The 23,189-nt window shown below is 61.7% G+C and carries 17 protein-coding genes; 9 read left to right on the forward strand and 8 right to left on the reverse strand.

The genetic code is table 11. The features are described from left to right. The first annotated feature begins 3 nt into the window (after window positions 1-3). The 8 genes from gspD (at window position 4) to AACV02_RS25250 (ending at window position 11,863) form a co-directional block, all read left to right on the forward strand. Window positions 4-2,127, forward strand: a complete 2,124-nt coding sequence (gspD, locus tag AACV02_RS25215) for a type II secretion system secretin GspD (RefSeq protein WP_119742706.1) — start codon at window positions 4-6, stop codon at window positions 2,125-2,127. A 1,013-nt stretch (window positions 2,128-3,140) separates the two neighbouring features. After that, on the forward strand, window positions 3,141-5,534 hold the full coding sequence (locus AACV02_RS25220; protein ID WP_119742710.1) for a TonB-dependent receptor plug domain-containing protein: 2,394 nt from the start codon (window positions 3,141-3,143) through the stop codon (window positions 5,532-5,534). A 25-nt stretch (window positions 5,535-5,559) separates the two neighbouring features. Beyond that, window positions 5,560-6,531, forward strand: coding sequence for an amino acid ABC transporter permease (locus tag AACV02_RS25225; RefSeq protein ID WP_106578952.1), 972 nt, complete (start codon window positions 5,560-5,562; stop codon window positions 6,529-6,531). Next, window positions 6,524-7,297, forward strand: a complete 774-nt coding sequence (locus tag AACV02_RS25230) for an amino acid ABC transporter ATP-binding protein (RefSeq protein WP_106578951.1) — start codon at window positions 6,524-6,526, stop codon at window positions 7,295-7,297. The genes AACV02_RS25225 and AACV02_RS25230 overlap by 8 nt, the downstream gene beginning before the upstream one ends. Window positions 7,298-7,314: 17 nt before the next feature. Further along, window positions 7,315-8,238: an ABC transporter substrate-binding protein gene (locus tag AACV02_RS25235; protein ID WP_119742712.1), complete on the forward strand. Its 924-nt coding sequence runs from the start codon at window positions 7,315-7,317 to the stop codon at window positions 8,236-8,238. 11 nt (window positions 8,239-8,249) lie between these two features. Next, window positions 8,250-9,833 carry a flavin monoamine oxidase family protein gene (locus AACV02_RS25240; protein ID WP_119742714.1) on the forward strand — a complete coding sequence of 528 codons (1,584 nt, stop codon included), beginning with the start codon at window positions 8,250-8,252 and terminating at the stop codon, window positions 9,831-9,833. Window positions 9,834-9,844: 11 nt separating this feature from the next. After that, complete coding sequence (locus AACV02_RS25245) at window positions 9,845-10,279, forward strand: RidA family protein (RefSeq protein ID WP_119742716.1); 435 nt, start codon at window positions 9,845-9,847, stop codon at window positions 10,277-10,279. 225 nt (window positions 10,280-10,504) lie between these two features. Beyond that, window positions 10,505-11,863 (forward strand): LLM class flavin-dependent oxidoreductase, encoded by a 1,359-nt coding sequence (locus tag AACV02_RS25250; RefSeq protein WP_119742718.1) that lies wholly within the window; start codon window positions 10,505-10,507, stop codon window positions 11,861-11,863. A gap of 4 nt (window positions 11,864-11,867) precedes the next feature. On the opposite strand, the gene AACV02_RS25255 is transcribed toward AACV02_RS25250, so the two are convergent. Together AACV02_RS25255 and AACV02_RS25260 are read right to left on the reverse strand one after the other, a co-directional pair. After that, a complete protein-coding gene (locus AACV02_RS25255; RefSeq protein ID WP_256660611.1) occupies window positions 11,868-12,437 on the reverse strand; it encodes a hypothetical protein in 570 nt (189 codons plus the stop codon). Further along, window positions 12,434-13,348, reverse strand: a complete 915-nt coding sequence (locus AACV02_RS25260) for an NAD synthetase (protein WP_119742720.1) — start codon at window positions 13,346-13,348, stop codon at window positions 12,434-12,436. Before AACV02_RS25260 ends, AACV02_RS25255 begins: the two co-directional genes overlap by 4 nt. Window positions 13,349-13,534: 186 nt before the next feature. Between AACV02_RS25260 and AACV02_RS25265 the strand changes: the two genes are divergently transcribed. Next, window positions 13,535-14,023, forward strand: coding sequence for an Hcp family type VI secretion system effector (locus AACV02_RS25265; protein WP_119742722.1), 489 nt, complete (start codon window positions 13,535-13,537; stop codon window positions 14,021-14,023). Window positions 14,024-14,038: 15 nt separating this feature from the next. On the opposite strand, the gene AACV02_RS25270 is transcribed toward AACV02_RS25265, so the two are convergent. The 6 genes from AACV02_RS25270 to AACV02_RS25295 form a co-directional block, all read right to left on the reverse strand. Next, entirely contained in the window at window positions 14,039-14,875 is an 837-nt protein-coding gene (locus tag AACV02_RS25270; protein ID WP_119742724.1) for a 5'-nucleotidase, lipoprotein e(P4) family, read from the reverse strand. A 211-nt stretch (window positions 14,876-15,086) separates the two neighbouring features. Continuing rightward, complete coding sequence (locus AACV02_RS25275; RefSeq protein WP_119742727.1) at window positions 15,087-17,597, reverse strand: fimbria/pilus outer membrane usher protein; 2,511 nt, start codon at window positions 17,595-17,597, stop codon at window positions 15,087-15,089. 85 nt (window positions 17,598-17,682) lie between these two features. Further along, window positions 17,683-18,414: a fimbrial biogenesis chaperone gene (locus AACV02_RS25280; protein WP_119742729.1), complete on the reverse strand. Its 732-nt coding sequence runs from the start codon at window positions 18,412-18,414 to the stop codon at window positions 17,683-17,685. A gap of 78 nt (window positions 18,415-18,492) precedes the next feature. Then, a complete protein-coding gene (locus tag AACV02_RS25285) occupies window positions 18,493-19,095 on the reverse strand; it encodes a fimbrial protein (protein ID WP_106578940.1) in 603 nt (200 codons plus the stop codon). 194 nt (window positions 19,096-19,289) lie between these two features. After that, the gene (locus AACV02_RS25290; protein WP_053257033.1) at window positions 19,290-19,937 is read right to left on the reverse strand and encodes a response regulator; all 648 of its coding nucleotides are present in this window, start codon (window positions 19,935-19,937) and stop codon (window positions 19,290-19,292) included. 23 nt (window positions 19,938-19,960) lie between these two features. Next, window positions 19,961-23,137: a hybrid sensor histidine kinase/response regulator gene (locus AACV02_RS25295; protein WP_119742731.1), complete on the reverse strand. Its 3,177-nt coding sequence runs from the start codon at window positions 23,135-23,137 to the stop codon at window positions 19,961-19,963. Window positions 23,138-23,189: the final 52 nt, after the last annotated feature.

The following is a 23,189-nucleotide window of genomic DNA, read 5'->3' on the forward strand; positions in this document are numbered from 1 at the left end:
GACATGCGCACTTCAACATTTTGCCTGGCCACCGCCCTCGCACTGGGCGGCTGTGGCGCCTTCCCCGACCGCCCCGACCCGGACGACGAGCTGCTGCACGAAGCCATGCAGGGCACCGGTTCGCAACGACCGCCGACTGAGGCGCCTGCACCGCAAAGCCCGCCGCTTGCAACCCGGTCAGCGCCACAGCGCCAGGTGATCCGTGGCAACCAGCAATTCGTGCGCCCGCCCAGCGCAACGCCGAGCGCGAAGGAGCAGGGCGGCGACATCGTGTTCAATTTCGCCGACCAGCCCATCGAGGCAGTGATCAACAGCGTGATGGGCGACCTGCTGCACGAAAACTACAGCATCGCCCAGGGCGTGAAGGGCAATGTCAGCTTCTCCACCTCCAAACCGGTGGACAAGCAGCAGGCGTTGTCGATTCTGGAAACCCTGCTGTCCTGGACCGACAACGCGATGATCCGTCAGGGCCAGCGCTATGTGATCCTGCCCGCCGACCAGGCCGTGGCCGGCAAGCTGGTGCCGCAAATGCACGTGGCGGCGCCGTCCAGCGGCCTCTCTGCGCGGTTGTTCCCACTGCGGTATATCTCGGCCACCGAGATGCAGAGGCTGCTCAAGCCGTTTGCGCGCGAGAACGCGTTTTTGCTGGTGGACCCGGCGCGCAATATCCTCAGCCTGGCCGGCACCCCGGAGGAGCTGGCCAACTATCAGGAGACCATCGACACCTTTGATGTGGACTGGCTCAAGGGCATGTCGGTGGGCGTGTTCGGCCTGCAACGCGCGTCAGTCGCCGAGTTGATGCCCGAGCTGCAAGCCATGTTCGGCCCGGACAGTGGCATGCCGTTGGCGGGCATGCTGCGGTTTTTGCCGATTGAGCGCACCAATTCGGTGGTGGCGATTTCTTCACAGCCGCAGTACCTCAGCGAGGTGGGTGACTGGATCCGCACCATCGATGAGGGCGGCGGTAACGAGCCGCAGATGTATGTCTACGATGTGCGCAATATGAAGGCTTCGGACCTGGCCAAGTACCTGCGCCAGATCTATGGCAATGACGCGATCAAGGACGACGCGCCGGCGAAGGTTGCGCCGGGCTTGCGCACGGCTACGTTGTCGTCGCTCAACAGCAATGCCGGCGGGTTGCAAGATGCGCCGCCGCCCGCCGACGAGCCTGAGCAAGCACCGGACGTTGCTGCGCCTGCGCCGGATAAAAGTCTTGAAGCCGGTACTCGGATTACGGCGCAGAAGAGCAGTAACCAACTGTTGGTGCGCACGCGTCCGGCGCAGTGGAAGGAGATCGAAGCGGCGATCAAACGCCTTGATAATCCGCCGCTTCAGGTGCAGATCGAGACGCGCATTCTTGAGGTCAAGTTGACCGGGGAGCTGGACCTTGGGGTGCAGTGGTATCTGGGACGCCTGGCGGGGAACTCGGGAAGTAAGACGGTGGCGAATGCCACGGGTAGCCAGGGGGCGCTAGGGGGCGGCGGCGCAGGGCTGGGGGCGTCGGATTCGTTGTTTTACTCGTTTGTCAGCGCCAATTTGCAGGTGGCGTTGCATGCATTGGAGACCAATGGGCGCACTCAGGTGCTGTCGGCGCCGTCGTTGGTGGTGATGAATAACCAGCCGGCGCAGATTCAGGTGGGGGATAACATTCCTATCAGTCAGACCACGGTGAATACCGGCAACGCCGATTCCACTTTGAGCAGCGTCGAATACGTGCAGACCGGGGTGATTCTGGATGTGGTGCCGCGCATTAATCCGGGCGGGTTGGTGTACATGGATATTCAGCAGCAGGTCAGTGATGCCCAGACTCAGAGTGGTACCAGTGATACGCCGGTGAATCCGCGGATATCGACGCGGTCGGTGTCGACGCAGGTGGCGGTGCAAAGTGGGCAGACGGTGTTGCTGGGCGGGTTGATCAAGCAGGACAACGCGCAGAGTGTCAGTGCTGTGCCGTATTTGGGCAAGATTCCTGGGTTGCGGTGGTTGTTTGGTAACATCAGCAAGTCCAAGGATCGCACGGAGTTGATTGTGTTGATTACGCCTCGGGTGATTACCAGCAGCAGCCAGGCGCGGCAGGTGACGGATGATTATCGCCAGCAGATGCAGTTGCTGCGGCCGGCGAGATGAAGTGAGGGAGGCGGTAGAGAATGTGGGAGCAGGGTCGCCTGCGATGGCGGTCTTTGGGCTTGCGCTTTTTTAGGTCGATTGGGTGCATATCCGTTGCTGTGGTAACGGCTGCTATTGGTTCCGCTCTTACAGCGGGTCACTTTTGGAGGGACCCAAAAGTAACCAAAAGGTCCTCGCCCCACCACTCGGCACCTCGCCTGGGCTCGGTGTGCCCTCACGCAGGCTTTGGAGCGTGGGCCGCCGCGATGGGCCATCCATGGCCCAACACGGCTAAACCGGCGTCCTGCCGGTTTACCCACGCTCCAAAACCTGCGTTCGGCCAGCGTGGTTTAACGGGGCGCCTGAGATCAAAGTCCAAAGCAGATCAAGATCAAGATCAAAAGCAGAGCACGGCGGCCTGGTAGCCGACCTGAGTGGTAGAAGCAAAAGCATAGCAACCCATCTTTGTCTGATGCACAGAGCTCCAAGTGTGGGAGCTGGCTTGCCTGCGATGGCATCAACCGGGTATGGCTGATACACCGGGTTGTCTGCATCGCAGGCCAGCCTGCTCCCACATTTGATCGAGTGCAGCCTCCAGGGTCAGGTCGGCTGTCAGGTTGCCGTGCTGTAGATTTTGATCTTTGGCGCTCCGTTAAACCGCGCTGGCAACCCGCGCCTGATCTCAAGAAGACATTACCAATACGAATAAAATTATTAATAAATAATGAAATTAGAGAATATTAGCTTATGCCCAAATAGCATTATATTTTTGAAATCCATTCCGTTATGTTTGATCGCAACAGCCTACCCCTCACCTCGGATGGTACCCAGCGTGATTCAGATTCTGCGCGCCATAACCGGGTAAAGACCCTGCGGCAGAATCGTTGGAACGGAGTTCAACGTATGTTGCCCATTCAAACCCCTCGCTCGCCCCACACCTAGTTTCCAATCGCCGAAACACCTTCGAAAAATCCGAGCACCGCGCACGACCGCGCGAGCGCCCGACTTCGCGATCTGGAAAGTCTGGAGTGGCCATGAAGCACGTTTTACACCCCACCGCCGCACTGGCGCTGGCCTTACTGACACACACGGCCCAGGCCCAGGACGACAGCACCCTGTCCACCGTAGTGGTCACCGGCAACCGTGGCGCCGAGCAGCGCACCGTCACCAGCAGCCCGGTGCCAATCGATGTCGTCAGCGCCAAGCAACTGCAAAGCACCGGCAAGCCCGGTTTGATGGAAGCCCTGAGCGCGGTGATCCCGTCGCTGACCCTGCCGGAAAAAACCGGTTGGGACGCCAGCGGCATTGCCCGCGCCCCGAACCTGCGCGGCCTGAGTGCCGCCGAAGTGCTGGTGCTGGTCAACGGCAAACGCCGTCACACCAGCGCCACCTTGAACATCAACGGCATCAACACCGGCGCCGCACCGGCCGACCTCGACCTGATCCCGATCAGCGCCATCGACCACGTTGAAGTGCTGCGTGACGGCGCTGCCGCCCAATACGGCTCGGACGCCATCGCCGGGGTGATCAACGTGATCCTCAAGGCCGACACCAGCGGCACCGCTGTGACCAACATCGGCCAGGGCTACGACGGCAAAAAACAGACCGTGCAGCAAAGCCTCAACAAGGGTTTCGAAATCGGCGACGGCGGCATCGTGCAGTTGGCCCTGGATGCACGCAGCCAGAATGACGACAACAAGGCCAGCGCCAACGGCTACACCTACGAGCAAGCCTACGGCCTGGCGGGCAAGTCCACTTATGGCGGCTACGGCACGCCCAAGACCAACCTGCTGACCCTGGGCTACAACGCCGAGCTGCCGATTGATGACAGTTTGAGCCTGTATTCCTTCACCACTTACTCGCGACGCAAGGCCGAGCAAGGCCAGAACTTCCGCTTGCCGACCATCACCAACACCATCACCACCGGGCCCAATGGTTACCCGGCCGGCTACACGCCGACCTGGTACATCGACGAGGATGATTTCCAGGCCGCGTTCGGCGGCAAGGGCACGGTCGGCGCGTGGGACTGGGATTTGTCCACCACCTACGGGCGCAACGAAGCGGAGCAGGGCACCACCCACAACCAGAACCCGTCGCTGGGCGAGTACACGCCCAACAGCTTCACCTCCGGTACCTGGATTTCCACCGAGCTGACCACCAACCTCGACTTCAAGCGCGGCTTCGACATTGGCCTGCAAAAGCCGCTGGACCTGTCTTATGGCTTCGAGCATCGGCGCGACACCTATGAGGTGCAGGCCGGTGACTACGCCTCGTATGCCAATGGTGGCTACTGCGTGGCGCCGGGCAATTGCGCGTCGTCCGGGGCGCAGGTCACCAACGGCATTTCACCGGCTGAAGAAAGCAGTGCCTCGCGCAACAGCCTCGCCAGCTATGTGGATGTTGGGTTCAACCCCCTGCCGGACTGGTACGTGGGCACCGCGTTTCGCTATGAGCATTACAACGAAGGCGTCGGCGCGACCCGCAGCGGCAAGCTGACCACGCGCTACGATTTCACCCCGCAATTCGCCGTGCGCGCTACGGTCAGCAATGGTTTTCGCGCGCCGTCCCTGGCCAACAGCCTGTTCAGCGCGCGCTCCACGACCTATGGCGTGGTCGACGGCGTGTATCAATCGATCAACTACGGCGTGTTGCCCGTGGGGTCGGCGGCGGCCAAGGCCTTGGGCGCCGAGGGCTTGAAACCCGAGCGCTCGACCAACTTCAGCCTCGGTTTCACCCTCACGCCCACCGACCGCTTGAACTTCACCGCCGACGCCTACGTGATCAACCTGCGTGACCGCATCACCCTGACCGGCACCTTGCTCGGCCCGGAAGTCACCCAGGTCTTGCAGAACAACGGCATCAACTCCACCTCCGGCGGCCAGTACTTCATCAACGGCGCCGACACCCGCACCAAAGGCGTGGACCTGGTCAGCAACTACAACCAGGACATCGGCCCGTACGGCTCGCTGAAGTGGACGGCGGCGTTCAACTGGAACCAGACCAAGATCCTCAACTACAAGGCGTCCACCGACATCCTTGGCACCTCCTATGACCTGATGGACCGTCAGGCCCGCGGCCTGATCACCGACGTGCAGCCCAAGACCAAGCTGATCCTGGGCGGTGACTGGAGCATCGACCGCTTCAACCTCAACCTGGCCCTGACCCGTTACGGCTCGTACAAAGAGGTCAACGTCTCCGCCGACCGCAGCCTCGACCGGGTCTACAGCGCCAAGTGGATCACCGACCTCGACCTTGGTTACAACCTCACCAAAGACCTGAGCGTCGCCGTCGGCGCCAAGAACCTGTTCGACCAATACCCCAAAAAACAAGGCGTGCCGAGCAGCACCATGCTCGCCAGCTACGGCACGTATTCGCCCTACGGTTTTACCGGCGGGTACTACTACACCCGGCTGACTTACGCCTTCTAAGGCCGCAACTCGCGAGGAATAGACCATGCCCATTGTCGCCAAAACCTATGACCTGATCGATGAGGTCACCGACTACCCGGTTCGCCAGGCGCGTGTCGCAACGCCGATCAAAGCCTTGCACGTGGTGCCGGCCCGGCATCCCTGGCGCTGGGCCGGGTCGATTTTCGCCGCGCTGGTGCTGCTCGCCATCGTGCATTCGCTGGCCACCAACCCGCGTTGGGAGTGGGGCGTATTCGGCCAGTGGTTCTTCTCGCCGTCGGTGCTGCGTGGCCTGGGCCAGACGCTGTTGCTGACATTGCTCAGCACCGTGTTCAGCATCATCCTCGGCACTGCGTTGGCCCTGGCGCGGCTGTCGGGCTCGCCGCTGCTGGCGGCGTTGGCCTGGGGCTATATCTGGTTCTTCCGCTCAATGCCGGCGCTGTTGGTGCTGATCATCCTCTACAACTTTGCCTACCTGTATGACCACATCGTGCTCGGCGTGCCGTTCACCGGCGTGGTGTTTGCCGAATGGTCGACGGTGGATGTGCTCAGTCAATTCACCGTGGCGGTGTTGGGCCTGAGCCTGATGCAAGCGGCCTACGCGGCAGAGATCATTCGCGGCGGCCTGATCGGCGTAGATGCCGGCCAGCATGAAGCGGCGGCGGCCTTGGGCTTGCCGGCTTCGCGCCGTATCTTCCGCATCATTCTGCCCCAGGCCTTGCGCTCGATTCTGCCCTCGGGTTTCAACGAAATCATCGGCCTCGTCAAGGGCACCTCCATCGTCTACGTGCTGGCCTTGCCGGAGCTGTTCTACACCGTGCAGGTCATCTACAACCGCACCCAGGCGGTGATCCCGCTGCTGATCGTGGCCACCGTGTGGTACCTGATCATCACCACCGTGCTGACCAGCGCCCAGTACTACGTCGAGCGCCACTTCGCGCGTGGCACCGCACGCGTGTTGCCGCCGACGCCGCTGCAACGCATCCGTCGCTGGCTCAAGGAGAAAACCCATGAGTGACGCACGCGCGGGGCGCATCCAGATCCAGGGCGTGGGCAAGCGCTTTGGCAACCAGCAGGTGCTCAAAGACATCGACCTGACCATCGACCCGGGCAAGGTCACGGTGATTCTCGGGCCGTCCGGCTCGGGCAAATCCACCTTGCTGCGCACCATCAACCACCTGGAGAAGATCGACAGCGGGCACATCACCATCGACGGTGAATACGTCGGTTACCGCCGCAAGGGTGACCTGCTCTACGAATTGAAAGAACGCGAGATTCTCAAACGCCGCATCGACGTGGGCTTCGTGTTCCAGAACTTCAACCTGTTCCCGCACCTCACCGCCTGGGAAAACATCGCCGAAGCGCCGCTGGCGCACAAGCGCTGGAGCAGGGCCGAGGCGCAGGCCAAGGCGTCCGAACTGCTGGCCAAGGTCGGCCTGGCAGACAAGGTCGATGCCTACCCACGCCAGCTCTCCGGCGGCCAGCAACAGCGCGTGGCCATCGCCCGTGCCCTGGCGCTGGACCCCAAGGTGCTGCTGTTTGACGAACCCACTTCAGCCCTCGACCCGGAACTGGTGGGCGAGGTGCTCGATGTGATCAAGGGCCTGACCCAACTGGGCGTGACCCTGGTGATCGTCACCCACGAGATCGGTTTCGCCCGCGAGGTGGCCGACCACGTGGTGTTTCTGTGCGACGGCCAATTGATCGAAGAGGGCCCGCCCGAACAGATTTTCCGCCAACCCCGACATCCCCGCACCGTGGCCTTTCTCGGCAAGGTGCTTTAGTTCAAGGAGTGACTGCCATGTTCATCCATACCGCTCGCGTGGCCTTGCTGGCGCTAGCCGTCAGCACCGCGCAAACCGCTTTCGCCGTGCAACAGGTCGACCTCAGCCCTGACCGCGTGCGCATTCATGTGCCGCGCAACGAAGCGGCTATCGCGCAGATTCCGCCGGGCTTCAAGTTTGCCCAGCCGGGCAAGTTCACCGTGGCCGTGTCCGGCGTGGCCGGGCCACCGCTGGCGCTGCTGGCCAATGACGACAAGACCACCATCGGCAGCGAGGCCGACACCGCGCAGCTGGTCGCCGACAGTCTTGGCCTGCAACTCAACGTGGTGCAGACCAGTTGGGAAGATTGGCCGCTGGGTGTCAGCTCGGGCAAATACGACGCGGTGATCAGCAACGTCACCGTGACCGAAGCACGCAAGAAGCGTTTTGACTTCGCCACGTATCGCCAGGATGTGCTGGGGTTTTACGTCAAGAGCACCAGCAAGATCACCGAGATCAAACAAGCCTCCGATATTGCCGGGCTGAAGATCATCGTCGGCTCCGGCACCAACCAGGAAAAGGTCCTGCTGGCGTGGAACGAGGCGAATGAAAAGGCTGGTATCAAGCCTGCGCTGCTGCAGTACTTCGACGACCAGGCCGCCGCGCAGCTGGCGGTGCAATCGGGGCGCAGCGATGCGCTGTTCGGGCCCAACTCGGTGTACGCCTATTCGGCGGCCATCACCGGCGGCATCAAGCGTGTCGGCACGGTCAATGGTGGCTGGCCGCTGAAAGCGGATATCGCCGTGACCACGCGCAAGGACAACGGCCTGGTCCAGCCGATTCACACGGCACTTGAAGGCGCGATTGTCGGTGGCCAATACGAACAGGTGCTGCAACGTTGGGGCCTGGACATCGAGCGCGTCGACACGTCGCTGATCAACCCACCGGGCCTGCCGGACTAGGAGCATCGATCATGGGACTGACACGACGTGAAGCGCTGTCGAGCATCGCCGCAGTCGGCGGCGAGCCGGCCGTCAAGGATGCACTCGCAGCACTGGGCCTGGGGCCGTCGTCGCACCGACGCCCACAGCCGCTGAAACTCAAGCCCGGCCTGGGGCAGGGCACTCGCGTGCTGGTGCTGGGCGCCGGCATTGCCGGGCTGGTCACTGCGCTGGAACTGACCCGCGCCGGGTTCAGTGTGCAAGTGCTGGAGGCGCGCGATCGCGTCGGCGGGCGCACCTGGACCCTGCGCCATGGCGACCGCGTGGACTACAAGGACGGCCGCACGCAAACCGTGGCATTCGATCAGGGCCTGTATTTCAACGCCGGCCCGGCCAGGATTCCCAGCCAGCACCGTACGATTCTGGATTACTGCAGCGAGCTGGGCGTACCGCTCGAAGTGCTGGTCAACAGCAGCCATGGCGCCCAGGTGCGCCCGGACCTGCAACAGCCGGCATTCACCGTCGGCCAGGCGATCAACGATACGCGCGGGCACTTGTCCGACTTGCTGGCCAAGGCCGTGCAGCGCGATGCGCTCGATGATGTGTTGAGCAGCGAAGAGCGCACGCGCTTGCTGGCGTTTTTGCAGGTGTACGGCGACCTGTCGCAAGAACTGGCCTATGAAGGCAGCCTGCGCGCCGGTCACCTGGAATCGCCTGCGCACCCCGGCGCATTGCCCGCCACGCGAAGCCCGCTGGCACTGGATCGGCTGCTGCATCCCGAGCTGTGGGGCGCGTTATTGCACACGGAGTTCCCTGAGTTTTCGGCGACCATGTTCCAACCGGTGGGCGGCATGGACCGCATCACCGATGCCTTTTACCAGCGCGTCAGCGAACACGTGCAATTGGGCGCGCAGGTCAGGCAGATCCGCCAGCTGGAACACGGCGTGGCAGTGACTTATCACGACCAGCACAGTGGCCGCGAACAGGTGGTGCGCGCCGACTATCTGGTCTCGACGTTGCCGCTGCCGCTGCTGGCCAAACTCGATACTGATTTCAGCGACCCGATCAAGGCCGCGTTGCTCAGCACCCGCAGCGACCAGGCCACCAAAGTGGCGTGGCAGTCGCCGCGCTTCTGGGAAACCGACTACCGCACCTACGGCGGCCTGTCCTGGATCGAACACCCGGCGCGCCTGCTCTGGTACCCAAGCAACGACCTCAATACCCGCGAAGGGTTGCTGGTGGCCGGTTACGTGACCGGGGAGGGCGCCGACGTGTTTGGTGCGCAGCCGTTCGATCAGCAGTACGCCACCTCCAGGGAGGCCGTGGAGCTGTTGCATCCGGGTTACTCAAAACACCTGCGCAACCCGCTGGCCGTGTCCTGGGAACAGATCCCCTACAGCGAAGGCCCGTGGCTGCAACGCGAACACTTCCCCGCCGACGCCAGCGCCTTGCTCGAACAGGCCCATGGCCGCGTGTATTTCGCCGGGGACGGTCTGGTGCAAAGCGGTGTGGGTATCTGGCAGGAATCGGCGGCCAACTCGGCGCGCCATGTGGTTGCGCAACTGGCGGACCGCGTGACGCAACAAACACAGCGTGCGGCATTGGCCGCGTCTTAAGGAGCATTCTCATGAGCGACAGCATCCAACGTACCAGCGTCGGTGATTTTCCGATCTCGCAAACCGTGACTGTGCCGGCGTCTGCCAGCCTGATTTTCGTCAGCGGCACCTTGCCGGATCTTGCCGACGTCCAGGCCCCTGCGGGTACGCCAGCCGCGTACGGCAGCACCGAAGTGCAGACGGTGTCGGTGTTCAACAAACTGCGCAAAATCCTTCAACAACAAGACCTGGACCTGGGCGATATCGTGCAGTTGCGGGTTTTTCTGGTCGGTGCTGAAGAAACCGGTGGCAAGCTCGACTTTGCCGGGTTGCAGCGTGGTTATACGCAGTTCTTCGGCACGACCGAACAGCCGAACAAGCCGGCGCGCACTGCGTTGCAAGTGGTGGCGTTGCCCTTGCCGGGAGCGCTGGTGGAAGTTGAAGCCATTGCCGCCCGTACGGCCTGATTTTTGGGGTCTGCGCGGGTGTCGTGGCGAGCGCGCTGGCCACGCGTTGGGCTGCGTAGCGGCCCACTACAGGCACCGAGTTCATCCAGAAAGAACTGGGGCGAGAGGTGTTGGGGCCGCTTCGCAGCCCAACGCGGGGCAAGCCCGCTCGCCACAACAAGCCTGTTCGCCACAACAAGCGCGCTCGCCACAGTGATTCATGTTTATCCACGGAGGAGCATCAAAATGTCCACATCCCCCCGGCAACTCAAGTTCGGCGCCATTCTCACGGGCGTCGGCACGGCGCAAAACGAATGGCTGCACCCGCAAATCCCCGGCGATGCCAGTGTCGACATCGACTGGTATCGCGCCCAGGCGCAGCAGGCCGAAGCGGCGAAGTTCGACCTGGTGTTCATCGTCGACAGCCCCTACATCACCGCGGATTCGGCGCCGCACTTTCTCAACCGCCTGGAGCCGCTGACCCTGCTCTCGGCAGTGGCCGGTGCCACCTCGAAAATCGGCTTGGTCGCCACACTGACCACGTCCTACACCGAACCTTTCAACGTGGCGCGGCAGTTCGCCTCCCTGGACTTGATCAGTGGCGGCCGCGCCGGCTGGAACGTGGTGACCACCGGCCTGGAAGGCGCTGCCGGTAACTTCGGCCGTGAGCAGCATATCGACCACACCGAGCGCTATCGCCGTGCGGCTGAGCACTTGGAAGTGGTGCAAGGGCTGTGGGATTCCTACGAGGACGACGCCTTCGTGCGCGACAAAACCAGCAAGGTGTTCCTCGACCCCCAACGTCAGCATCGCCTGGACCACCACGGTGAGTTTTTCTCAGTCACCGGGCCGCTGAATATTGCCCGTTCGGCCCAAGGCCAACCGGTGATCTTCCAGGCCGGGATCTCCGAGTCCGGGCGCAGCCTGGCGGCGAACTACGCCGAAGGGATTTTCGCCGGCGTGGGCAATTTTGAAGACGCCCAGGCCTACTACCGCGACATCAAACAACGCACTGCCGCCGCCGGGCGCAACCCCGACCACGTGACCATCCTGCCCGGCATCTCGCCGATCATTGCCGACACCGACGAACAGGCCCAGGCCATCGACCGTGAACGCAACGGCGAGCTGGACTTGCACAAGGCGCTGGTGCAATTGGGTCGGCCGTTCAACTACCACGACTTCACGCAGTACGCGCTGGATGAGCCGTTTCCTGACCTGGGTGACCTGGGCAGCAATGGCTATCGCGGGCATGCCGAGAACATCAAGCAAGTCGCCCGCGATCAAGGGCTGACCTTGCGCCAGGCGGCGCTGCGCTTCGCCAAGCCGTTCTCCAGTTTTGTCGGTTCACCCAAAACCGTGGCGGACGAGATCGAACGCTGGTTTGTCGAAGAGGCGGTGGACGGTTTCAATATCCACGTGGGCGCGCCGGACGACTTCGCGCGCTTCACCGATCAAGTGCTGCCGTTGTTGCGTGATCGCGGGTTGTTTCGCAGTGAGTACAGCCACAGCACCTTGCGCGGGCACTTGGGCTTGCCGGTGCCGGTAAATCGGCACACCGCGGCGCGCGCCGAGCCTGCGCCTGAGGTGTTGCAGGCAGTCGGATAGGGGATTACCACCATTTCCAGCGACCCTGTTTTTTCAGGGTCGCGATGATGGCTTCGCGTTTATGGCGGAGTTCTACCATCTTGTGACGGAGTTCGCGGCAGCGGTGGCTGTTGAGGATCAGTAGGCCGATCAAGGGGCAGAGGAGGGCTGTGGAGTAGAGGTAAATATTGGGGGCGTAGATGATTGAGGCCAGTGAGACCATAAAACAGATGCTGTATACGCCGACATGAATCCAGATCCAATGAATGTGACCGTACAGCACTCGAGCTTTGGCGATACCAAACACTACAGTGATTGCCAGCCAGGAAAAAAACCAATTTCGCAACGTTGTATCGTCCGGTGCACTGGAAAGATAGGTGACCAATACCAGCAAACCGGTCAGTGCAATTGAGAACCCGCCGGCAAGCATCCATCCAGCAATGACGGGTGTGTAGCGTTTGCGCAATAAACGAGGGTCTTCTAAGTAGAAAACTGAATAATGGAAGTTTTCTGCGCTCATGTTTTTCCAGTCAAGAGCGGGTTGATTGCTGTAACCCATTTTTTCCAGGGCTTTTTGAGCTCGCTGCTTTTTCACGGTCTGACTTCCTCGTAGATACCAATAGCGAGGGTCTTGACGTTCCCTGACATTGCGCTGCTGGTTATCCCCAGTATTCCCGCGCATGCATCCCTTATGTGAGTGGCTGTGGCACGTTGCATGTGTGTCGCACTGATGCGCTTAGAAGCGGTGCCAGCAGCTTGTTTCAACTTGAGTAGTTTCGTCGTCAGTCGCGGGTCGTTGATTCTGAGCAATTCATCGTTGATTTTTACCCGCTCTTGTCGCGTAAGCCCTTTGAGTATTTGTTTGAGGGGTTTACCCGTTACCCTGGTACTGACATTAATGGCTTTGACTGTCGTCAGGGCTGATGTTCCAATTCCAAGTAAAGCGACGCCATCCAGCACAGAGGTAGCGGCCTCATACCAGACCTCGTTGTCGAAACGATCAAGAATTTGCGGAGCAATCAACTCAGCGCCGGTTCTACCAACGCCGATAAAACATTGGGCGAGACTGGCTGCCAAGGCAGCCTGGCCAATAAACGTAATAGCCGTACTCGCTCCCGCTGAAAACGGTATTAACGCAATTCCACTCGAAACTACCATCCAGCTCAACAACGCACCCGTACAAGTGACTGCCGTATTCAGCGCCTGCGCCACCAACCTCGACTCCCGAGGTTCATGCTCCAACATCCGCTTGAACTCCGCAGGCCCGACATAGCGAGGCGCCTCGCGCAACACCAACTTCTTCGGCACCACGCTGCATACCGCCTGAAACTCACGCAGTGTCACCACGTTAAACGTCTCATCGATGTACACCACGCCCGCGCCAATCAGCCCCGGGTCGGTATCAATGGCAAAAAACAGCCGACGCAAATCAATACTGCTTTCAATCCGCTGACGCGTGGTGCGGTGAGCCGAGGGGAAACCGTCTTTCAACAGGGACGCAGTCATCCTGAACGCCTGGTTTTTGTGGGAGTCGAGAGCGTAAAGACCAGCAGGCACCTATGAATGTCGGAAGGTTCGCCAATTCAAGTGGGGTGCGTCTCTATCCCGCTTTGGCGTCTTGCGTGCAGCGTGGTGGCTAAGGAAAAGTGCACCCCACGTCACTACCAACGCACACCAAGGCAGGGAGCAAACATGGCCGTCGATATGTTTTTGAAGCTGGGCGACATCAAGGGTGAGTCAAGGGATCAAGCCCATCGCGACGAGATCGATATCACCCACTGGGCGTGGGGAATGTCGCAGTCAGGTTCGATGCACAGCGGTACGTGCGGCGGTGCGGGCAAGGTCACTATTGCCAACTTGAACCTGACAAAGCCGCTGGATAAATCCAGCCCTAACCTGATGATGGCCTGCGCCAGCGGCAAGCATTATCCGGAGGCGAAACTGGTGGTGCGCAAGGCGGGAGGCGCGAGCCCGGTGGCGTATCTGGTGATCACCCTGAAGGAGGTCATGGTGGTGTCCTACAGCACGAGTGCTGAAAACGGCGCCGATGTGCTGCACGACAGTTTCGCCTTGAATTTCGCCACCGTCGACGTCAGTTACCAACCGCAGAAAGCCGATGGCGGCAAGGACGGTGGGCCGGTGAAGTTTGGCTGGAACATCCGGCAGAACGTGAAAGCCTGAGCCCCAGCCAGCCCTTTATTCCTGCAACTGCAACGCCTGCTGCTTAAGTTGGCGTTTACGTTCAAACGGCAACTTCTCATCATCGCCATACGGCGCGCTGTACCAGTTGCCATAGCTCGGGTTCGGCAGCAAAAACCAGCGCTGCCCCAGCCAATTCACATACGGCGCGACGGCCTTGCGCTGGTCCGCGAGGGTGTTGTGTTCGGCCTGCACGAAGTCCCCCAGCGAATCGCCCGCCATCAATAAAACGCGGGCGTGGCTGGCGACCCACTGGCGGCGGCAATTTTTGCCATAACCGGCGCTTTCGCAATGGCCGGTCGGCGTGCTGGCGGCCAGCACTTGCTCGTCGCTGTCCACCGGGAAGCCACGTAGGCGCAGGTTGGCGACCGTGGCCGCGACCTGGCTGTGTTCGCGGTTGGTGAGGTAGTAAACCTTGATGCCTTTTTGCTCGGCCGCTTGCAGGAACGCCACTGCACCCGGCAATGCCTGGGCCTTGGCCTGGTCGACCCAGGTGTTCCAGCGGTCGTAGGAGTAGACCTGATTATTGATGATGTCGCGGGCGTTGAGTGGCACGTTGTCGAGCAGGGTTTCGTCGATATCGACGACCACGGCCGGGGGCAGGCCAGTCAGGTTGCGCGGCGGGAACGGCAGGGCGTCCCAGGTAGGGTCGGCAAGGGCCACGTCGAGCTGGCGGGTGGCGTTGGCGAACAGCTGGCGGTAGATCAACTCGTGCTCGATGGAGGTCTGGGTCCAGAGCACGGCGTCGAGTTGGTCGTTGGCCGGTGGGGTTTGCTGGCAGCCCGCGAGGGTGGTGGTCAGCAGGCAAACGCCGGCGAAAATCAGGTTACGCATGGGCAAGTCTCGAAGAGGAGGGCGCATCGGCAGCACCTTAGCCTAAACACTGACCATAAGCTGTACCTCAACCCGAATGAAGGAGCGCGCTTGCTCGCGAAGGCGGAGTGTCAGTTGATGTATCTGGTGGCTGACACACTGCGTTCGCGAGCAAGCCCGCTCCCACATTTGGATCTTCGTGAATCAGACAGCAAGGATGTGGATTGCCCCTTCAAGGCCCACACACCAACGCCTGGCGCTCATAGTTCAGCGCCTTGTTCTGCGGCGCCAACGCATAGCTTGCGCTGCATTGCTGATCGCCCCACTTGATGACCAGCGTGCCTTGATCCTTTTCCACCAACGCCAGCGCATTACCATTCGGGTCCGCAATCGCCAGTTGCTTGCCGGCCGAGTCTTCCAGCGAAGCGCCGAACGACAGAGGCTTGTGCTGCGCATCAAACAACTCGAACAACACCCGGCGCCCGGTGGTGCCGCTGTAGTGCGCCACCACGATCGCGCCACGGCGCGGCACCACTTGCTGGGTGGCGTTGGTGATTTCCACATTGCCGCCCAGGTCGCGGGTGTCCAGGCTCACCCAGTTCACCCGATAAGGCTGGGCATTGGGGATCACTGCATAGCCGTTATAGCCGGTCTCTACGCCGCTGTAGCTGCTGATCTTCGCGCCGGAAATGCCCGGCACTTCGGCCAGTGCGAACGTCTCACTGACCGTCTGCCCCAGGTTGATACCGCCCGCGTGAGCGACCACGGAGCCGGCGAGGTTGAGGTTCTGCGAGTTGTAACCCTGGCCCTGGCTGTAGCCCAGGCTCACATCGGCCACGGACGTCCGGCTGTTGATGTTCACCGAACCGGAATCCCCGCTGGTGTCACTGTGGCCGGCCTGCACCGAATAGAACGTGTCGCTGGTATCGGCGACGTAGCCATTGATGCCCGCCTGCGTGGTGGTGTCGCCGTGCTGCCGGCTGGTGGTGACAAACGCACGCGGCGCGCGGGCCTGGCTGCCCAGAGGGAACGAAATCGACAGGTTCAACTGCGTGTCGCTGCTCGGCTGACCCCAGGTGACGATCTGCTTGGTGCGCGTTACGCCGAGGTTGTAGCTCAGCTCGCCCCAGTTGCTGGTGTAGCCGGCCGAGAAGCTCTGCGAGCCGCCCCGATTCCAGTAGCGCTGGTCACTGGCATTCACGTACACGCTGCCAAATTCGTTGTTGCGCCCGATGCTCTGGTTGATGGTCAGGTCGGTGCGGGTTTTTGAGTGGCCGTTGCGCACACGCACATCCTGGCTGCTGTCTTCGACATGGTCGCTGAGGGTGCGATAGCCCTCGGTGGAGTAGCGGTAGGCGGCCAGGGTGAAGTTGGTGTCGGTGCCGGTGAAGGTTTTTGCATACAGCGCCCGCACGCTGCTGCCCTGGGTGGTTTTCCCCAGGGCCTTGCTCGAGGAGTGCGTGGTGTCCAGCGAGAAGGCGCCGAACGAGGTGTTCTTGCCGGCGCCAATGGACAGTGCGTTGTAGTCCTCGCTGGCCTGCAACCCGACAATCCCGCTGAGGTTGCTGGTCAGGCCGTACGCCAGGGTGCCGCTGAGAAAACGCGGGCTCGCCAGGCCATCGGCGTTGCTCTTGAAGGTACCCGCCGAGAGGCTGTACTTGACCTGGCCTTCACGCACCATGATCGGCAAGCTGGAAAACGCCTGCATCGTCACGCGGCGCGTCCCGTCGGCTTCGATCACGGTGATTTGCAGGTCGCCGTTGGAGCCGCTGGGGTAGATGTCGTTGATCTCGAACGGCCCCGGTGCAACGTTGGCGGTGTAGAGGATGTAGTCGTTCTGGCGGATTTCCACCGTCGCGTTGGTCTGCGCCACGCCACGGATCACCGGCGCATAACCGCGCTCGCTGTCGGCACGCATGCCGTCATCGGAGGCCAGCTTGAGGCCGCGATAACGCACGCTGTCGAACAGGTCGGTGTCGGAGAAGATCTCACCGGCGCTGAACTGGCCCTTGATCGCAGTCACGTCGTGCTGCAGGTAAGTACGGTTGCTGGTGTAGGTGTTCGAGCGCCCGGTGCCGCCGCTCAGGTTCGATTCATTGCGCAGGCGCCACGCGCCCAGGTTGATGCCGTTGCGCAGGCCGAGGTTATTCGAGAGGCGCGTTTTGTAGTCGCCGGCGGTGCGGCTGCTGTTGAGCTGGTAGTTGATAAACGCTGCGGGCACGCCGTCATCCCATAATTGCGGGTCAACATAACCGCGCATGCCGCGCTGCATGGCCACCTGCGGAATGCTCGCCATCAGGCGCAGGCGGCTGCTGTCGTAACGCACGCTGGCCTCCTCGATCATCTCGGCCAGGGCGTAGCATTCCTGCGGGTGCTGCGGGTCGATGTTGCCTTCGGCCTGGAGGCGGTGCATGTCGATGCCCAGCTGCTTGAGCAGATCGAGGGTCAGGCAGGCTTCGACTCGGTCGTTTTTCGGGTTGCGCTTGAAGTCGATGTCGCGCCGGCCCACCAGCACTTCGTTGCTGTACAGGTCGACGCGGTAATTGCCCGGCAGCACGCTGTTGGCCGAGAGCAATTGCTGCAGGTCGACCGTCGACTGCGAGCCTTGCAGGAACGTGGTGTTGAAGGTTTGCGCAGTGTCCTCGGCCATCGCCCAGGCCGGCAGGCTGGCGGCAATCGCGAACGACAGCGTCTTCAACTTCAGTGCGCCACGCGCGGGCCTGTTACTGGAAAGAAAAGACATGCGAAGACCTGTGACATCCCTGATTGGCGAACAGGCGGGCACGCGAACACGCACGCAACGTGAGCCTGTGGGTTAGAGAAAGTGCTTAGGGGTTGAGGCGTGATTCGGTCGCGTGTGCAGCGATGCCCGAAAGTGGCGCGGTGTAATGATTCTGTGCGCCGTAGTCATTGATGCTGGAAAACGACAGTTGCACCGGGCCGGGCGCTGGCGCCGTCTTGAGCGCGAACTGTCTTTGCTCGCCGGGCGCGATCATGGTCGAGTCGCTCGCCAGTTGTGCCTGCACCTTAACGTCGGCCATGGACACGTGGTACAGCGTCGGGTTTTTCACCTGCAACAGCGTTTGCGTGCCGTGCTTGACCAATGCCCACTCCAGCTGCGCAGGCGCCTGCAACGCACTGCCGGTCAGGCCGGCAGGGCGGAAAAAAATCTTGATGCGTTGGCGAATCGCCAACTGCAAGGTGTTCTCGGTCTCGCTGGCCTTGGGAATTTCCTGCACGTTCAACCACACCACCGACTCGCGGTCCGTGGGCATGCCTGTGCCTTCATACAGGATGCGCAGCAGTTGCTGTTCCTTGGCGAACACCCGGGCCAGTGGCGGGGTGACGGCAAACGGAGCACGGCTGCCGCTGGAATCATTCATGTCGACCCAGGACTGAATCAACACATCCTGGTCACCGTTGCGCACGGTGATATTGGCTTCTTTATGGTCGCCATCGAACACGATACGGGTGGCATTCAATGAAATGCTGGCGGCGGCCTGGGTAGCCATAAGCATGCCCAGCAGCCCCAGGCATGCGGCAATAGAACGAGGCAGCATGAGGATTATCCGGTGTAATCAAAAAAGAGAATGGCGAGGCCGTGTGGCCTCGCGCGTTCGGTGCACGGGGCGCCGGGGTTACTCGTATTGCAGGATGAACGGCAGGGTGGCATCACCGCGACCGGCGGTGGATGCGCCGGCAGCACCGGTGGTGACGTAGGCAGCTGCAAAGCTCAGGGTGGCGTCGCCGCCGGCAGTGCCGGTGCCGTGCATGGTGCTTTCGATGCGGGCAGTGGCCTGCGAGCTGAGGTCGATCAAGCTGCCATTGCTGTCGAGCAGGGCGATACCGACGTTTTTAGCCGAAGCGGAACCGGCGTTCAGCGCCAGTACGTTCTTGCCGGTCACCAGGCCCGAACCGCCGTTGTTGGCGTCAAAGATCATCGCAACTTTGGTGCCCTGGTTGCAGTTGACGTTCAGGTTGAAGTCTTTGGCAGTCACGCGGCCGGCGGTTGGGTTTTCCGCGGTGCCCATGTCTTTGATCGAAACGTTGCCCATGTCCACCGAAATAGTGCGATCGGAGTTGGCGCCGTCTACCGAGCAGGCGTCGTTGTTGATCACGCCGGTGAAGGTAATTTTACCGCTGCCGCCCAGGGTAGGCGTCGGTGCCGGATCATCGGCAAATGCACTGCCGGAGGCGGCGATAATGGCCGAGGCGATAACAGCCAGGGAAAACTTCTTCATGATGATGTCCGTAAGTGTTAGTTGGAAAATGCGGTTGTTGAACTGCGAGGAAAGAATAAGAGGGCAGGCGCTGCGAGCGAATAAGACGATTCTTATAAGCCGCGCAATAGACGGGTTAGTTGCACCGCAAGGCAGTTGTTGAGCCCGCAAACAGGGGGCCAAGCCATCGCCTGGGAATGGCTTGCACGGTGTGCTTAGTTGAAGATATTGCGCGCCAGGCAATAGGCGAGAAGGTCCTGGTCGCTGCTCACTTCAAGTTTGCGCATGGCCGATATTTTTTGTGCACTGATGGTCTTTGAACTACGGTTCTGGCTGCGCGCAATATCACTCACGCTCATGCCGGAAATAAACAACCGCAAGATCTCGAACTCTTTGGGTGACAAGCTGGTAAAGCGCTCGTCGATGGCCGTGAGGGTCTCGATCACCGAGGTCTTGGGCGGCTCCAGGCTGCGGTAGGCGCTCTGTTGCGCAATCGCCTTGAGCGCCAGTTGAATCTCGGTGTGCAACTGGCTTTTCTGGATGATGCCGACCACGCCCAGCTCCTGCAGACGCGTGAGGATCAGGTGGTTGGAAATCATGGTCAGGATCAAAATCTGCACCTGCGGAAAATGCCGCTTCAGGTATTCCACCAACTTCAGGCCATCGCCGTAGGGCGAGTCGCCGGGCATGTTGTAATCGGTGATCACGATATCGGCGCCCTGGCGCTGCAACAGTTCGATCAGGCCCGCCGAACACACCGCTTCACCCACGACTTGAAAGCGCGTGTCGCGCTCCACCAGTTCGCGTACCCCGAGCAGCACGATCGGGTGATCGTCCGCGATAACCACGTTGAATTTTTTCATAGAGGGCCGTCCGTAGTGCCAGTTCAAGTGAGGGAAGTGTGCCCGGGCTGGAGAGTGTCCAGGACGGCCGACAGTCGTTGCATCACCGCCTTCACCTTGAGCTCAAGCGTCGTGTCGAGGCTGCCGCGGTTCAGTGCGTTTTCCAGTTCGATGCAGGCCTGGGCCAGGGGGAGCGCCTGCACGGCGCCCAGCGCGCCTGCGGCCGAATGCAGCAGTTGGGCGAGCGCGCGCGCATCACGCTGCGCCAGTGCCGCGCCGAGTCGCTGCAAATCTTGCTGCACGCTGCTGATAAACAGCGGGCGCATCTTGTCCGACAGCTGCACGTGGTCGTCGAACGGCTCGGGCGGCGGTTCGACCGGCGCCTTGACCTTGCACAGCTTGACCAACTGCGCGCGCAGGGTTTGCAGGCTCAGGGGTTTGACGATCCAGGCGTTCATGCCGACCGCCAGGCAGCGCACGCCTTCCTCGCGCATGGCGTTGGCGGTCACGCCGATGATCGGCAATTGCGGGTCATGCGCCCTGAGCGTGCGGGCCAGATCATAACCATTCATCAAGGGCATGTTCACGTCGGTCAACACCAGGTCGAAGGCTTGCGGTTGCCACAACTGCAGTGCCTGCTCGCCATTGGCAGCCAGGGTCACCGAGCAGCCGAGTGCCTCCAGTTGTTCCTTGATGATCGCCTGATTGATCGGGTTGTCCTCGGCCACCAGGATGCGCAACCCAAGCTGCCCGGCACTTTGTGGCAGGGCCGCCGGCGGTTGCTCATGCTTGCCGTGCTGGGCCAGCGACACGGTGGTGGCGATAGCCCGTACGTCGTGCATGTCCACGACCCAGCCCTGTGCCGTGTGCAGCGGCGGGCTGTGCGCGCCGGGCAGGCACAGCACGCGTTGCCCGGCCCAGTAGCGGGCCGGCTCGCTGGGCAGCAGATCGACCAGCACCGCCTGGCGGCTGTCCTGTTCCGGCGTGGGCGCCGCCGCCAGGGCCGCGGCAATGCCCAGGCGATTGAGCCAGTCACACAGCGACTGCGCCAACTCGCGTACCGGCGCCTGCACATACACAGGCGTCGCGCTGGGTTCGATCAGCGGCGGGTTGGTCAACGCACCGCTGCACAGCGGCAGGCGTATTTTCAGGGTGAAGCTGCTGCCCAGGCCCGGCTCGCTGACCACTTTGATCTCGCCGTCCATCATTTGCGCCAGCCAGCGGCAAATCGGCAGCCCCAGCCCGGCGCCGCCTTCGCTGGCGGTGTCGGGTGCCTGGTAAAACACATCGAACAGCTTGGCCTGCTGCGCCTCGGGGATGCCCACGCCAGAGTCGGTGACCTGCCATTCCAGGTTGACGTACTCGGCGTCGCGCGCCGTGATCCGGGCACGGATCACCACGCGCCCGATGTCGGTGAATTTGAGCGCGTTGCTCACCAGGTTGTTGAGAATCTGGCGAATGCGCATCGGGTCGCCCAGTACGCTGTCGGGCAGCTGCGGGTCGATGCAACTGTAAAGCTGCAAGCCCTTGCGCTGGGCGAAGGCGGCGTAGGTGTGCAGGGTGTCTTCGAGCATGTCCAGCGGGCAGAACTCCACGGCTTCAATTGCCATTTGCCCGGACTCGATTTTCGACACGTCGAGCACGTCGCTGATCAGCTGGAACAGCGTCGCGGATGAGCGCTGTATGGTCTGCAGGTAGGTTTTCTGGTGCGGGTCCAGGTCGGTCAGGCCGAGCAGTTCCAGAGTGCCGAGCACGCCATACAACGGCGTGCGAATTTCATGGCTCATGGTCGCCAGGAACAGCGTCTTGGCCTCGTTGGCGGCATCGGCGGCGTGACGGGCGTCCTCTAACGCCTGGGCATCTTCGATATGCCGGGTGATGTCGTTGAATGCATACAGGCGTACGTCTTCGGCCTGGTAACGGGTGGAGACGAAGCCGATCTGCAGGTGGCGGCCTTCGATCTCCAGGTGCGTCTCGCCGCTCTCGGCGCTGTCATGCACACCGGTCAGCGCGGATACCAGCCGCGCGGTGCCTGGCCATTGCTGGGCACGCTGGTTCTCGATCAACACCTTGCCGTCACTGCGCCGCACCACGCACAGGCCGGTGGGCGCGGTGTCGATGATCACGCGGCTGAACGCCACGCTTTCGGCGATGCGTTCGTGCGCCAGGCGTGCGGGGTTGATCACCTGGCGCCGGTACCAGCGGCTACCGCCCCAGCACAGCGTAATCAGGGTACCCAGCAACAGGGCCAGGCTGCTCAGCGGCCACAAGGCCGAATGGAAAAAGTGCGAGTAGTTCAGCCCATAGATTGCGCTCCAGGGCTGGTCGCCGCGTTGGGTAATCTTGAATTCGAAGCCGTCGGCCCTGAAGTGCACGCCATCGCTGAGCGGCACACCGACGTCTGGCCCGACCAGCCGGCTGCCGTCGGGGCCAATCAGGGTGAAACGGTCAAAGGCCGAGTGGTCCAGGGCGCGCTGCACATCGTCGACCTGCGCCACGTCGAGCAAGGTACCGACCACCGCCTGGCCCTGGCCGTCGAGGGGCAGGCCGATATAAGCCAGCAGGTGCGCAGGCGCAGGACCGGCCTGCCAGTACACGCGGTTCTGTTCCAGCGGCTGCGGCGTCTGGTCGAGGGTCTGTTGCACCGCGTTGACCAGCGCCACCAGGTTGCCGGTTTCCTCGGTACTTTCTCGACGCTGGTAGCCCACCGACGGAACGGTGATGGTGTAAGGCGTCTGGCGATTGAGCAGAAAGGTTTGTGGCGCTTCATAGGGCGAGGACGACCAGAAGGCGCTGTAATAGCTGGTGAGATGCGCGCCCAGGGCAAAAATCTGCGGGCGCGCGGCAGCGCTGATCTGCTGCTCGTCAAACTTGACGCTGAACGGCACCGAAAACGAATATTTCTGGCCTTCGTACAGCGTGCGGTGGTTGTCGACCATGCGGCTTTTGAGGCTGACCTGAACGTTGGTGGCACGCAACAGTTCGGCCTGGATGCCAGGGTGCGTCAGACTCTTGAGGTACGACTCCTGCTCCGACAGGTTCTCCATCAGGCGCGCAAAATGAAAGCGCGTGGCGCCGTAACGGGTTTCGACCCCGCGCTGCAGTGACCAGTAATTGGTCAGCACCAACAGCAATGCGATCCCGAGCAGCACCATCAGGCCTTTGTTCAGGCGCGACGAGCTGCGGGTGAAGGCTTCGAGGACCGCGTTGTTGTGCTTCATCAGAGGTTTCCGCAGGCGCAGGATAAATCGGCACAGGATGGAGCTTACTCCT

It is taken from the genome of Pseudomonas sp. Larv2_ips (assembly GCF_963879675.1).
Lineage (GTDB): Bacteria > Pseudomonadota > Gammaproteobacteria > Pseudomonadales > Pseudomonadaceae > Aquipseudomonas.